This window comes from Enterobacter cloacae complex sp. 370H10 (assembly GCF_050031535.1).
Taxonomy (GTDB): domain Bacteria; phylum Pseudomonadota; class Gammaproteobacteria; order Enterobacterales; family Enterobacteriaceae; genus Enterobacter; species Enterobacter intestinihominis.
This window is the reverse complement of the sequence record NZ_JBLGWG010000001.1, coordinates 479,863-493,042: the sequence shown is the minus strand read 5'-3', so window position 1 is coordinate 493,042 and position 13,180 is coordinate 479,863. Positions and strand designations below refer to the sequence as shown.

The 13,180-nt window shown below is 57.5% G+C and carries 9 protein-coding genes; 1 reads left to right on the top strand and 8 read right to left on the bottom strand.

Features of this window, described 5'->3' with window-relative positions; genetic code table 11:
* Window positions 1-8 precede the first annotated feature (8 nt).
* The 5 genes from ACQG2Q_RS02385 to ytfQ form a co-directional block, all read right to left on the bottom strand.
* Complete coding sequence (locus ACQG2Q_RS02385) at window positions 9-1,577, bottom strand: methyl-accepting chemotaxis protein (RefSeq protein WP_063849836.1); 1,569 nt, start codon at window positions 1,575-1,577, stop codon at window positions 9-11.
* 93 nt (window positions 1,578-1,670) lie between these two features.
* Window positions 1,671-2,672 (bottom strand): galactofuranose ABC transporter, permease protein YjfF, encoded by a 1,002-nt coding sequence (gene yjfF / locus ACQG2Q_RS02380; protein ID WP_426759056.1) that lies wholly within the window; start codon window positions 2,670-2,672, stop codon window positions 1,671-1,673.
* Window positions 2,659-3,684, bottom strand: coding sequence for a galactofuranose ABC transporter, ATP-binding protein YtfT (gene ytfT / locus ACQG2Q_RS02375; RefSeq protein WP_161496795.1), 1,026 nt, complete (start codon window positions 3,682-3,684; stop codon window positions 2,659-2,661). The genes yjfF and ytfT overlap by 14 nt, the downstream gene beginning before the upstream one ends.
* Window positions 3,685-3,694: 10 nt before the next feature.
* Window positions 3,695-5,197, bottom strand: a complete 1,503-nt coding sequence (gene ytfR, locus ACQG2Q_RS02370) for a galactofuranose ABC transporter, ATP-binding protein YtfR (protein WP_022646854.1) — start codon at window positions 5,195-5,197, stop codon at window positions 3,695-3,697.
* Between the two features lie 130 nt (window positions 5,198-5,327).
* A complete protein-coding gene (gene ytfQ / locus ACQG2Q_RS02365; RefSeq protein ID WP_022646853.1) occupies window positions 5,328-6,284 on the bottom strand; it encodes a galactofuranose ABC transporter substrate-binding protein YtfQ in 957 nt (318 codons plus the stop codon).
* A 309-nt stretch (window positions 6,285-6,593) separates the two neighbouring features.
* On the opposite strand from ytfQ, the gene ppa reads away from it, so the two are divergent.
* On the top strand, window positions 6,594-7,124 hold the full coding sequence (gene ppa, locus ACQG2Q_RS02360; RefSeq protein ID WP_006810347.1) for an inorganic diphosphatase: 531 nt from the start codon (window positions 6,594-6,596) through the stop codon (window positions 7,122-7,124).
* 141 nt (window positions 7,125-7,265) lie between these two features.
* Here ppa and ACQG2Q_RS02355 read toward each other — a convergent pair whose 3' ends face one another.
* The 3 genes from ACQG2Q_RS02355 to tamA are packed head-to-tail and all read right to left on the bottom strand — an operon-like array spanning window position 7,266 to window position 13,119.
* The gene (locus ACQG2Q_RS02355; RefSeq protein ID WP_045307822.1) at window positions 7,266-7,610 is read right to left on the bottom strand and encodes a gamma-glutamylcyclotransferase family protein; all 345 of its coding nucleotides are present in this window, start codon (window positions 7,608-7,610) and stop codon (window positions 7,266-7,268) included.
* A gap of 2 nt (window positions 7,611-7,612) precedes the next feature.
* A complete protein-coding gene (gene tamB, locus ACQG2Q_RS02350; protein WP_063849835.1) occupies window positions 7,613-11,389 on the bottom strand; it encodes an autotransporter assembly complex protein TamB in 3,777 nt (1,258 codons plus the stop codon).
* Window positions 11,386-13,119 (bottom strand): autotransporter assembly complex protein TamA, encoded by a 1,734-nt coding sequence (tamA, locus tag ACQG2Q_RS02345; RefSeq protein WP_022646850.1) that lies wholly within the window; start codon window positions 13,117-13,119, stop codon window positions 11,386-11,388. Before tamA ends, tamB begins: the two co-directional genes overlap by 4 nt.
* Window positions 13,120-13,180: the final 61 nt, after the last annotated feature.

Sequence of the window (13,180 nt, the reverse complement as noted above, 5' to 3'; positions counted from 1 at the left end):
TATTTTTATCATGCCGTTTGCGCCGTCAGTTTGAAGGATGCCATCGCCTCCATCAGCTCGCGCGATTGTTCCTCCAGGGAACGCGTTGCCGCAGAGGATTGCTGAACCAGCGCCGCGTTTTGTTGCGCCGTTTCATCCATCTGATTGACGGCAATGTTAACCTGCTCAATACCGCGGCTCTGCTCCTGAGACGCCGTCGCAATTTCTCGCATCAGTTTGGTCATACGCAGCACTTCGGTAGCGATCTCGTCCATCGTCTCACCGGCCTGTTGCGCCAGTTCGCTGCCCTCGTTCACGTGGGTTTGCGAATCGCTGATAAGCGAGCGGATCTCTTTCGCCGCATCGGCACTGCGGCTGGCGAGATTGCGCACCTCACCCGCCACGACCGCAAAACCCCGTCCCTGCTCGCCCGCGCGCGCCGCTTCCACGGAGGCGTTCAGCGCCAGAATATTGGTCTGGAAGGCAATGCCGTCGATGACGCTCAGGATATCGGCGATGCGCGCCGAGCTGCCGGCGATGTCGCGCATCTTCTCAATGACGTAGCAGACCATTTCGCTGCCGCGATCGGCGGTATCGGAGACCGACTGCGCCAGCTGGTGCGCCTGCCCGGCGTTATCGGCGTTAAGTTTCACCGTGGCGGTGATCTCTTCCATGCTGGCGGCCGTCTGCTCCAGCGAGGTGGCGGTGGATTCCGTGCGCTGGGCCAGGTTCAGGTTCCCTGCCGCCAGCTCGCGGCTGCCGGTATCAATCTGCGAGCTGGCGTCACGCACCCGCAGAACGGAATTCATCAGCGACTGGCGCATCTCTTCGATGACCGCGTTGAGGCGATTAAATTCCTGGCTCGCCGGCGCGTTCAGGGTGTGGGTTAAATCCCCGGCCGCTACGTGCTCCAGCTGGGCAATTGAGGCTGAAAGCGGCTTGAGCAGCATATGGCGCAGCACCAGCCAGGCCAGCACGATAATGCCTGCCGTCAGCAGCGCCGCGACGATAATCAGGATCAGCACACGGGTTTTACTCGCCTGCACGGCGCTCACCTCCGCTTTGCCGCGCGCCTCGCTCCATGTCTGGAACGCCTGCATATCGTTATCAAACTGCTTCGCCACCGGGACCAGCTTGCTTTCCAGCAGATCGTAATAGCCGTCCGCACTTTGCTCGTTCAGGGCTTTCAGCATCGGGCTGATACCCTGCTGGTTGTACACCGCCAGGCTTGAGGCGACGTTATCCAGCAGCTTTTGCCCCTGCTCATCCGCCACGCCGCCGCCGATCACGCCCTTCAGCGTTTTCTGTGCCAGCGCCACTTCCTGGTTAATGGTTTTGACCGCCCTGGCCGCATCGTCCAGCAGGCCGACCTCCATCATGCGGACGGCCTGTCCCGCTTCGTTACGCGCGCGCAGGATCAGCGTATAGCCGGCATTCAGCTGCACCATCTGTTCACCCTGAAGATGATTGATGCGCTGGAGAGAAGCGGAACTTTGCGTAAGGGCATAAATGCCAATGCCGCTGACAATCAGCAGCAGAAGGGTCATAACGGCCAGTAAAGAGAGCAAGCCGGTACGAATCGATAGCGTTTTAAGCATGATGTTATTTCCGGTAGCGAGATATTTCTGGGCATAAAAAAAGAGTATCGACCGCTACCGGAAAATGTTTAGAGTTTAAGCAATTTCAGCATGTTATCGCCCTGTTAAAGATGTATTCACACGGGTAACAGGCGAGCTCTGGCGGTTCTCCCACAGCACCGTCAGGCCGCGCTGGAGCGCGATAAAAATAAACAGCAGAATACCGATGGCGATTTTGGTCCACCAGGAGCTGAGCGTGCCGTCGAAGTTGATGTAGGTCTGAATCAGCCCCTGGATCGCCACGCCAAACAGCGTACCGAGCACCGTCCCTACCCCGCCGCTGAGCAGCGTACCGCCAATCACCACCGAGGCAATGGCGTCAAGCTCAACGCCCACCCCCGCCAGGGCATAGCCTGCCTGGGTGTATACCGAAAACACAATCCCCGCGAGCGTGGCAAGGCCGGTCGAAAGCATGTAGATGCGGATGGTGGTGCTGCGCGTGGAAATCCCCATCAGGTTCGCGGACGTGGCGCTGCCGCCAATGGCATAAACCTGGTTACCAAACCGGGTACGGTGGGCGAGGAAGATCCCGATCACCACCACGCCCAGCATCAGCAGCCCCATTGCGCTCAGGCGCCCCCCGCCGGGGATTTTCCACGCCAGGCTGGAAAGCGTGTCGTAGATCGGATGGTTAATCGGAATTGACTCCTCCGACACCAGATAGCTCACGCCGCGCAGGAAGAACATCCCGGCGAGGGTGATGATAAACGCCGGTATTTTCAGCGCGTCGATCAAAAGCCCCATAAAGGCGCCGAACGCGCAGCCCATGACCAGCACCAGCGGAAACGCCAGCAGCGGCGAAATACCCCAAAAGCCAATCGCCTTGGCAAGGAACACGCCGGTAAAGGCGATCACCGACCCAACGGAGAGATCGATCCCGCCGGAGAGGATCACAAACGTCATGCCGACGGCGATAATGCCTAAAAAGGCGTTGTCGGTCAGGATGTTGCAAATCACCCGCGTGGAGGCGAAGCCCGGGAACTGGGTCAGGCAGTAAAGGTATCCCGGCACGAACACGCCCAGCGTGATCATTAACGGCAAATTACGTTTTATCATGACCGCGGAACCCCTTAATGAGAGTGATAAAGCGCGGCGACTGCACGATAAGTACGATAAGCACCACGACCGCTTTGACGACCTGATTAAGCTCCGGCTGGAACCCGGAGAGCAAAATACCGGTATTCATACCCTGAATAATTAACGCCCCCACCACCGAGAGCAGCAGATTAAAACGTCCGCCCATCAGCGACCCACCGCCGATAACCACCGCGAGGATCGCATCAAGCTCCAGCCAGAGTCCGGCGTTGTTGGCATCCGCCCCGCGAATGTCGGCCGCCACAATCACCCCGGCAATCGCAGCACAGACGCCGCTCAGCACGTAGGTCAGCATCACCATCAGCCGTGTATTTACCCCGGCGTTTTTCGCGGCCCGAATGTTAATTCCCACCGCTTCGATGAACATCCCGAGCGCCGTTTTGCGGGTGAAAAGCCAGAACACCACCAGCGTCACGAGCGCGACGATTACCGGGGTCGGGAAGAACAGAAAATTACCGCTGCCGATCCACGCAAGATTCGGGGAGGTAAAGGTGACGATTTGACCGGAGGTGATAAGCTGCGCCACACCGCGCCCGGCCACCATCAAAATCAACGTCGCGACAAACGGCTGGATCTTGAGCACCGCGACCAGAATGCCGTTCCACAGCCCGGCTAATACACCGGAGCCCAGCGCGGCCAGCAGAACCACCGGCAGGCTGTGCCCGGCAACGGTCATCGAGGCGGCGGTGGCGCCCGCAATCGCCATTACCGCACCGACGGAGAGGTCAATCCCGCCGGTGGCAATCACCAGCGTCATGCCAATCGCCAGCAGCGCCACGGGCGCGGCACGGTTTAAGATGTCGATCGGGCTACCAAACAGGCGGCCATCCTGCACGACGATCTGGAAGAAATGCGGAGCCACCAGGCTATCCACCAGCAGCACCAGCAGCAGCGCCACGATTTGCGGCGTGCCGGTCGGCCAGCTGAAGCGGCGCTTCGCTTCGCCAGTTTGCGAAAGAGAACGGGACATCACATATGACTCCTTACGCCGCGATGGCATTCATGATCGCCGGAACCGACAGTTTATCCAGCGGGATCTCTGCCACCTGCCTGCGATCGCGCATGATGATGACGCGATCGGCATAGCCAACCAGCTCCTCCAGCTCAGACGAGATCACCAGCAGCGCCAGACCGTCGGCGCACAGCGTTTCGATAAGCCGGATGATTTCGGCATGCGCGCCCACGTCGATACCGCGCGTGGGCTCGTCGAGGATCAGGAACTGCGGTTTGGTCAGCAGCCAGCGCGAGAGCAACACCTTCTGCTGATTACCGCCCGAAAGGAACTCGATGGGCTGTTCCGCGCTCGGGGTACGGATACCGAGCTGGCGGATGAAGCGCTCGGCAATCGCGTTCTGCTCGCGCTTAGGGATAGGACGCAGCCAGCCGCGCTGGGCCTGTAGCGCCAGAATGATGTTTTCCCGCACCGAGGCGGCGGCAATAATCCCGTCCGTTTTTCTGTCCTCCGGGCAGAAGCCCACGCCGAGGCACGACGCCTGATGCGGTGAACGTAGCGTTTGCGGTTTGCCTTTGATCAGCGCCGTTCCGCTGTCGGCAGGTTTGATCCCGAAGATCACTTCGGCGGTTTCGGTGCGCCCGGAGCCTAACAGCCCTGCCAGACCCACAATTTCACCGGGGCGTACCTCGAGGTTAAACGGCGCGATGGTCCCTTTTTTGCCGTAATCGTGAAACGCGGCGATCGGTTTTTCGCTCAGCAGCGTGCGGCCCGCACGCTGGAGTGCGTTGGTCTCCAGCTCGCGGCCCAGCATCATTTTGACCAGCTCAATCTGCGGCAGCTCGCGGGTTTCCCGGCAGCCGACAAAGCCGCCGTTGCGCAGCACCGTAATACGGTCGCTCACCTCGTAAACCTGATCGAGGAAGTGCGTAACAAAGATCAGGCTCACGCCCTGATCGCGCAGCTGGCGCATCAGGGTAAAAAGCATCTCCACTTCCTGGGTATCGAGGCTGGCGGTGGGTTCATCAAGGATCAGCACTTTCGCCGAGAGATCGATAGCGCGACAGATCGCCACGATCTGCTGCATCGCCACGGAAAAACGGTTCAGCGGTTCGCGCACGTCGAGAGAGAAGCCATACGATTCCATCAGCTTCGCGGCGCGCGCTTCCATCTCTTTACGGCGCAGCAGGCCAAAACGTCTGGGCTCGCGGCCAATAAACAGGTTATCCGCTACCGACATGTTTGGCAGCAGGTTCACTTCCTGGTAGACCGTGCCGATCCCCAGTTGCTGCGCATGCGCGGTGTTTTTGGGCGAAATAGCATTACCTTCCAGCCAGATAGCGCCGCGATCGGCGTGATAGACCCCGGTCAGGGTTTTGATCAGCGTCGACTTCCCCGCCCCGTTTTCGCCGAGCAACGCCATGATCTCCCCCCGCCGCAGGCTGAAATCAACGTTATCCAGCGCCTTAACGCCAGGGAAAAATTTACTCAGGCCCTCTGTGCGGAGGATTTCCTGGTGTTGTTCGGTGGTCATGGTTTCCCCTCACCCTGACCCTCTCCCCGGAGGGGAGAGGGGATTATTCGTGCCAGTCTTTAATTTTCTGCCCAAACTGCCCTTTTCCCTCTCCCCTCCGGGGAGAGGGCTAGGGTGAGGGGGGCTGAGCTTAGTAGCCCATATTTTTCTTCTTCTCTAACTCTTCTTTCGCCGTGTCCGGCAGGTAGAGCGTGGATTTGGTGATGGTCAACTTCTCAGGCTGGGTGCCGTCTTTCTTGAATTTCTCCAGCGCATCGAATGCCGGGCCCGCCATGTTCGGCGTCAGCTCCACGCTGGCGTTCGCTTCGCCGTCAATCATCGCTTTGTAGATGTCCGGTACGCCGTCGATCGAGCCGGTGAGAATATCTTTGCCCGGCTTCAGGCCCGCTTCTTTGATGGCCTGGATGGCGCCGATCACCATGTCGTCGTTGTGGGCGTAAACCATGCAGATATTTTTGCCGTTATTTTCTGCCTTGATGAAGCTTTCCATGACCTCTTTACCCTTGCTGCGGGTGAAGTCGCCGGACTGAGAACGGATGATCTTGATGTTTGGTGCTTTGGCGATGGCCTCCGCGAAACCTTTCTTACGGTCGATAGCCACGCTCGCCCCGACGGTGCCCTGCAACTCAACCACGTTACACGGCTTGCCATCCACCTGCTTCACCAGCCAGTCACCAATCAATTTGCCTTCCAGCACGTTATCGGCGGTGACGGTGGTCATATAGAGAGATTTGTCTTTTACGTCGATGGAACGGTCGAGCAGGAACACAGGAATTTCAGCCTCTTTAGCTTCCTTCAGCACCGGCTCCCAGCCCGTGGCAACAACCGGGGCGATAAAGATGGCATCCACGCCCTGAGCGATAAAAGAGCGCACCGCTTTAATCTGATTCTCTTGCTTTTGCTGACCATCGGCGATTTTCAGGGTAATACCGCGCTTTTCGGCCTCACTTTTCGCCACGTTCGTTTCAGCGGCGCGCCAGCCGGATTCAGATCCGACCTGCGAAAATCCAACGGTTAACGGTGCGGCCATCGCCATAGACGACATGGCTGCCGAAACTGCTGTAACAAGAAGTAAGCGCTTCCACATATGAACGTCCTCGTAGGGTAGGTTATTGTTGGTTAAAAGATGTTCTGCGGATGAACTATAGCCAATGGAATATGTTACGGATTGCGTTACATCACACTTCAGAAAAGTGAATAAAACGTTAATCACAAGTTTGTAATCGCTTTCATTTCCACATTTAAAATGCGGCTGAGTTTATGGATTATCCTGTCATGGAAACGGTCTGAAAAGTGAAAGCGCGAGGGAGATAAGACGAAAACAGGCGAAGACTTTCAGCGCCAGTTGGCTATAATACCTGCCACTTGTTTACCATCCATTTTAAAGGACACCGACATGAGCTTACTCAACGTCCCTGCGGGTAAAGAACTGCCAGAAGACATCTACGTTGTGATCGAAATCCCGGCCAACGCAGATCCAATCAAATACGAAATCGACAAAGACACCGGTGCGCTGTTCGTTGACCGTTTCATGTCTACCGCCATGTTCTATCCGTGCAACTACGGCTACATCAACCACACTCTGTCTCTGGACGGTGATCCGGTTGACGTACTGGTCCCAACGCCATACCCATTGCAGCCAGGCTCCGTCATTCGCTGCCGTCCTGTTGGCGTGCTGAAAATGACTGACGAAGCGGGTGAAGATGCGAAACTGGTTGCCGTACCGCACACCAAGCTGAGCAAAGAGTACGATCACATTAAAGATGTGAACGACCTGCCAGAGCTGCTGAAAGCGCAGATCGCCCACTTCTTCGAGCACTACAAAGATCTCGAAAAAGGCAAATGGGTTAAAGTTGAAGGCTGGGATAACGCAGAAGCGGCGAAAGCAGAAATCATCGCCTCTTTCGAGCGTGCTGCTAAGAAGTAATTCTTACTGCTGATACTAAGCCCCGCGCGTCGGGGCTTTTTTGTGCCTTTCGATGCGCCCGGCGGCGCTACGCTTGCACGGGCCTACAATCAGCAAGAGGCGCAAAACGATAACGCCACCTTACGGTGGCGCTGTCGTTTTTCAGAACTGGTCTCTGTCTAACCAGTTACCGCTTTCAATCAGCGTTAACCCGTCGACCGAACGTTGGTACACATACATCCATGCACTGCCGTAAGGCGTCTGGATCAACTGGCGAGCGTATTCACCGCCCCTGGTGCGCAAGGCATCAAGTTCGGCCAGCGTAGCATTATCAATACGATAAACCTCACCCTGTACCGTTCCGTTCCCCGGAACCGCGCCTGGATAGTGGCCCAGACTGTACAACTGGTAGTTTTCGATTGTGTAATTTCCCAGCAACTGGGCGTTGGTCATCCAGTGGCTGTTGCCTTGCTTGGTTCGTAAACTGCCGTAAACAAATATTCGCATTGCTAAAACTCAAACTGATAGAGCAGATCAAGTGCCTGGTCTACGCCGGACACTGCTTCCAGATATAGCTTAGGCATCAGGCGATAACGTAACGTGAGTGTAGCCAGTGAGTCAAAGATCCCCACGCCATATTTTACCTGTAGACCCGGCAGTACATAGCCGCTGACCACTACCTGCGAAGAGTCACCCACGCCCTGAGTGTCCAGCGCCAGATTGCTTACGCCAAACGTCTCGCCGATTTTACCCACAACCTGACCACTTTGTGCAACCCCCAGACCGACTAACATCGATGTCATTGCCGCACCATCGCCCTGTTGGCTATCCAGACCCTGGCCGCGCAGCAGGTAGGAGAGCGCTTCCTGCTGCGACATGGCCGGGTCAGAGAAGATCTCTGCCTTAGGTTCATCGGCGGAGCCCGTCACGCGCACGCCCGCAATCACATCATCTTCGGTGGCTTCCGGGTTACGGATCGCTTCGATATTGAGTACCGGCTGATCCGGTGGGCCGGAGAACAGCAGCTCACCTTTACGCACAATCAAATCCTGACCGTAGGCATGGAAGCGCCCTTCAGGAATATTGATTTGTCCATTGAGGCCAAGCCCCTGTTGATCCTGCGCCACCTTCAGGTCACCCGTGAGTCTCGCCTTCAGCCCAAACGCGTCCAAACGCACGTTATTCCCCACGTGCACAATAAGATTACTATTGATCGGTATGCCAGCGCTCTTCTGTTCAACAGGTTTCAGATTTTCATTGAGCATAACTTCATCACTGGAGACGCCGACCGCGCTTTCCGGCACTTCGTGAACCACGATGCGTGCCCAGGGTACGTCGACGCGGCCGTCCAGGGTGAAGAGACTCGGCGTTGCCTCAAAGACCACGTCTGGCGACACGTCCAGGCGCACCATCGGCGGTACCGTGATACGCACCCTGCTGCCCTTGGCCGCTATACGGGCGCGCCAGTTGTCGAGCTGGCTCCAGTCTGCGTCACCATTCAGGTTGATTTGTCCCTGCTGTGTCAGCACTGAGCCACTGAGGGTTGAGCTTTGGCCGTTAAAGTTCATCGTCAGCTGGCTTGGCTGCATATCGAACGGCATAAAGTTACCGTCAATGTCCACGCCGTTTAACCGCATCTGGCCAAACAGCTGCGGGCTTTGCGCATCCCCCGCCAGACGCAGGTTGGCGCTGAGCATCCCCGCCGCCTTTTCTCCCCGCGAGAAAATCGGATTCACCATCGTCAGGTTGAAGTTGCGAATATTGACGTTGCCGCCGAGATTGCGCCGCCCTTGCGGATCGGTAATTTGCACCTGTCCGTCAAGCTGACCGTTGTTGGTCAGACGAATAATCCATCCCAGTTCCGCACGATTGTTACGCAGGTCAGCGTTCACATTCAGGGTGTCGAACGCCACCGGCAGCGGCGCGTCATTGACCTCCTGCGTCACCTTCACGTTACGCCCGGAGAGGGTAACGCTGCCCTGCGGCAGTCCCTCTTTAGTGGTGTCCCACGCGACGTCCGCTTTACCGCTGAAGACCCCGCTGGCCTGGGTGGTTTCCGGCATAAACGGTTTCAGCATCGCCAGGTCAAAACGGTTGAGGTTGATCTGCGCGCGTCCTTCCGCGCCCGCATCAATGGTCTGCGGCACGCACAGCTCAGCATTCGGGTTGGTCCAGCAGTGTGGCCCAATGCTGATCTTTTGCTCCGCATTGCGGTAGTCCAGCGCGATGGATCGGGACAGCACCAGCGGGCCGACCGGCGTGCTGAAGCGGGTGTTATCCAGCACGCCCTTCCAGCGCGTTGCCTGGCGGTCAAAACTGCCCGTCAGGTGCAGCTGCCCGGAGACCGGCTCGCCCTGCACGCGCAGCTGGAGATCGTGCTGCTTTTCGTTACCTTTTGCCGCCAGCGTGACCAGACTGATGTTCACGTCCGGCTGGGAGATACGCTCCACGCGCAGGTCCAGGTTTCCGCCGATCTGATCGGTGGATTTCACGTCCCCTTCGACGCGCACGCGGGCAATGGAAAGTTCCTGCCAGCGCAGGTTATTGGCGGTGATGTCCGCCAGCAGCTGCGGCGCCTCCACTGTACCGCGAACCTTCACTAACCCCTTCGCCGTCCCGCCAAGACCCGGCAGGGCGTTATCGAGATTTGGCGCGTCGATGGTGGCATCCAGATCGAGATCTTTCACCCCCAGCTCGCCTTTGATATCTGCCGTGTTGCGGCCCAGCGCCACGTGCAGGCCCGGGATCACCCACTGGAGATAGCTGTTGCCCTTAAGCGAGCCCTCTACGTTGACTTTGTTCTGCTTCACATTACCGGTGAGCTTGAGTTCCGGCACGTCCATCTGCCAGGTGCCGCCGTACAGGCTACCGCGGGTTTTGATCAGACCATTCAGTTTTGACGGCCAGTCCGGGACTTCTTTAGCGGTGTTGATCCCGGTCAGCTTTAGCTCGCCGCGCCAGCTGATCGCCTGCTGCCAGTCGAGCAGCGCGGTCAGCTCGGTTTTCCCTTCCAGCGCCGCCACGGTCAGCTTGTCGAGGTTAACCTGCAACTCGTTACCCTTCGCATCCAGAGTAATATCGGCGGGCGGTACTCCCTGCCCCTTCACTGCCGTACGGAACGACAGCGTGTAGTCGGTCATTTTGCCACTCAGCTTCAGCTTTAGATCGTCGGCCTGGAACTGCTTTTCACCGGTGAACGGCCAGTAAAGCTGCTTGCTGACAATCTCAAGGTTGAGCGGTAGACCGGCCTCTGCCAGCTGGGTTTGCCCGAGCAGTACCATATCCACAGGGCCGGAGAGGTTCACGCCGAACTCCAGCTTCTCGCGTAGCGCGCCGCCGACTTTCACCTTCACCTTCTCGCCTTTCAGCGGATCGATGTTCAGGGCGCTGTTAAGGGTAATATCTACCGGCCAGTTATCGCGCAGCAGCGCATTGCCTGAGGCGTTTACCGACCCTTGGTTGGTATCGATATCCAGCGCGTCGAGCTTCATGTTGCCGTCGATACTGCTGACTTTAAGCAGCATGTTGAAGACCGTCAGATCGGTATCGCCGGTCAGACGCAGCTGCTCGCCCTTAAACTCTTCGATATTGAGGTTCAGCGGCAGATGCACGTCGGTCATCTCCGGCAGAACCGGTTTCGAGAAGAGATCTTTCAGCGTTTCACCCAGCGGTTTTTCTTCCGGCTGCGGGTTCTGGATCTTCGGCTCGACGATCTCTTCCTGCGCCACGTCGGCCACCTTCGGCAGCGCAATCAGCAGCCCTTGCAGGGAGGTTGGGGTCAGGGTGAGGTTTTTCTCCTGCCAGCGCAGACCGGAGGTGAAATCCATCACGGATACCGTCGTGTCGTCGATTTTGATATTGACGTTATCCAGCGCGACCCGGTAGAGCGCAATCGGGTACGGCGTGGAGAGATTCAGCGGGCCGCTGTCCTCTTCTACGACAGGCTCAGACTTCGGCATTTTTTTGGAGTCTATCGCCACGTTCACATCTTTTAGCGACAGATCGTTTACGCAAAGCTGGCTGTCCCGCAGGCAGCCGAGCTTTACCGCCAGATGAAATTCGCCCGCGTTCACCGCCACGCCGGGCTGTTCATAACGAATATTCTTCAGGCGCAGATCGCGCCAGCCGCCCGTCACCTGGCCGATTTCCAGCCCTGGAACCCAGCGGTTCGCGGCGTTAAACAGCAGATGCAGACCCGTGGTGGTGCCCACCAGAAACGCCACCGTACCGAGCAGTAATACGATAAAAATCAGCACCCCGAGGCTTATCTTCTTCCATAAACTCATAATTCAGGCCCCAGACCGATGTAAAACTGTAAACCGTGTTCTTCTTTGTCGCCCACCGGAACGGCGAAATCGAGCTTGATCGGCCCGACCGGTGACTGCCAGCGCACGCCCACACCCGCGCCGGTTTTGAAATCGCTGCGGCGGATGTCGTTCACCGCCTCGCCGCTGTCGACAAACATGGCGCCCCACCATTTGCCGCTGACGTTGTACTGATACTCCAGCGAGCCGGTCGCCAGTTTAGAGGCCCCGGTCAATTGGCCTTTCTCGTTTTCAGGTGAGATCGATTTGTACTTATAGCCGCGAATGCTGCGGTCGCCCCCGGCGAAGAAACGCAGATCTGGCGGAACGCGTTCGAAGTCACCGGTTTCGATCCAGCCCAGGTTGCCGCGAACCACAAAGCGGTGCTTATCGTAGAGGGTACGGATCCAGACGTTTTGCGCCTGCACGACGGAGAAATCCACGTCTGAGCCCCAGGCGGAGTTGGAATAATCGATGGAGTAGCGCTGTGAATCGCCCCAGGTCGGCATCAGGCCACCGCGCGAGCGGGTACGGCTGATCATCACGCCCGGATAAAGCAGCATGGTGGTGTTGGTGACGTTTGCCTGAGTAAAGTGGTCAAGGCTCCAGCGCAGGTTAATGGCGCGCTGCCAGCCGCTGGAGAGATCCCAGAAGCGTGATACCGCAAGCGTCGTCGAATCCTGCTCGGTATCGTTCAAATCGGTACGTTTAAAGCCGCCCTGCACGAGGTAGTATTGCTCAAGCGGATTTTTCAGCAGCGGCATTTTATAGCTGAAGTCCAGCTGCTGTTCAGGCGCAGACAGGCTGAGGCTGGTGGTCAGGCTGTGACCGTAGGAGTTCATCCACGGTTTTTTCCACGAGGCTTTCACGCGCGGGCCGACGTCCGTGGAGTAGCCGACACCGGTCTCAATGGTGTTCTCGGTGCGCGGTGAGACCACGCCATGCAGCGGTAACACTTTCGTTTTACGGGATTTATCAAATTGCGGTGCCACCACCACGGAGTTAAACCAGCCGGTGGCAGATAAACGACGGTTCAGCTCGCCCAGGTCGCTGGACTGGTAGTAGTCACCCTTTTTAAACGGCACCAGGTTTTGCAGATACTCATCACGGATTTGCGATCCTTCAAAGGTTACATCGCCAAACCGATAGCGCTCGCCGCTGTCGTAATCGATATCCCAGAATGCCTGACGTCGTTCAAGCGCAACGCCCAGCTGGCTTTTGTTGAACTGGCTGTCAAAGTAGCCTTTGCGCAGCGAAACGCTGGTTAAGGATTTTTTAAAGCGATCGTAATCCCCGTGATTAAGCACGGTGCCCACTTTCGGGCGGTTGCTGAGCAGATCCAGGTAGTCACGATCCGTGCGTGCACCGCCGCGCAGCACCACGTTCGTGCCGCCAATCAGGACGGGTTCTCCCGGCGAGACGCGGGCAATCAATACCTGACGTCCTTTAGCCGGCGGCGGCCGTAAATCGAAATCAATGGTGGGTTCGTAGTACCCCAACGCCTTTAAGCCTTCGCGAATGGCGTCATCCACGCGCGCGCGAAAACGCCGATCCGGCGTGACTTCATCGCTCTGGATGGTGGAAAGCTGCGCACGCACGTTTTTTTCCAGCGCCCCGGATAACCCCTCAACCTGCAAACGGACATTCGCCGCGCTGGCAATCCCGCTTGTCAGCATTAAACTGACTAAACATAACTGGCGGATCTTTGTCACGTTTTCTCCTGAATATCCCTGTTTCCACCCTGGAAGCAAATGCAGTGCCGCTCCGCGGCAA

Excerpts from the sequence above, each read along its gene's own strand:
- ACQG2Q_RS02385 (WP_063849836.1), bottom strand. The coding sequence starts at position 1,577 with ATGCTTAAAACGCTATCGATTCGTACCGGCTTGCTCTCTTTACTGGCC.
- yjfF (WP_426759056.1), bottom strand. The coding sequence starts at position 2,672 with ATGATAAAACGTAATTTGCCGTTAATGATCACGCTGGGCGTGTTCGTG.
- ytfR (WP_022646854.1), bottom strand. The coding sequence starts at position 5,197 with ATGACCACCGAACAACACCAGGAAATCCTCCGCACAGAGGGCCTGAGT.
- ytfQ (WP_022646853.1), bottom strand. The coding sequence starts at position 6,284 with ATGTGGAAGCGCTTACTTCTTGTTACAGCAGTTTCGGCAGCCATGTCG.
- ppa (WP_006810347.1), top strand. The coding sequence starts at position 6,594 with ATGAGCTTACTCAACGTCCCTGCGGGTAAAGAACTGCCAGAAGACATC.
- ACQG2Q_RS02355 (WP_045307822.1), bottom strand. The coding sequence starts at position 7,610 with ATGCGAATATTTGTTTACGGCAGTTTACGAACCAAGCAAGGCAACAGC.
- tamB (WP_063849835.1), bottom strand. The coding sequence starts at position 11,389 with ATGAGTTTATGGAAGAAGATAAGCCTCGGGGTGCTGATTTTTATCGTA.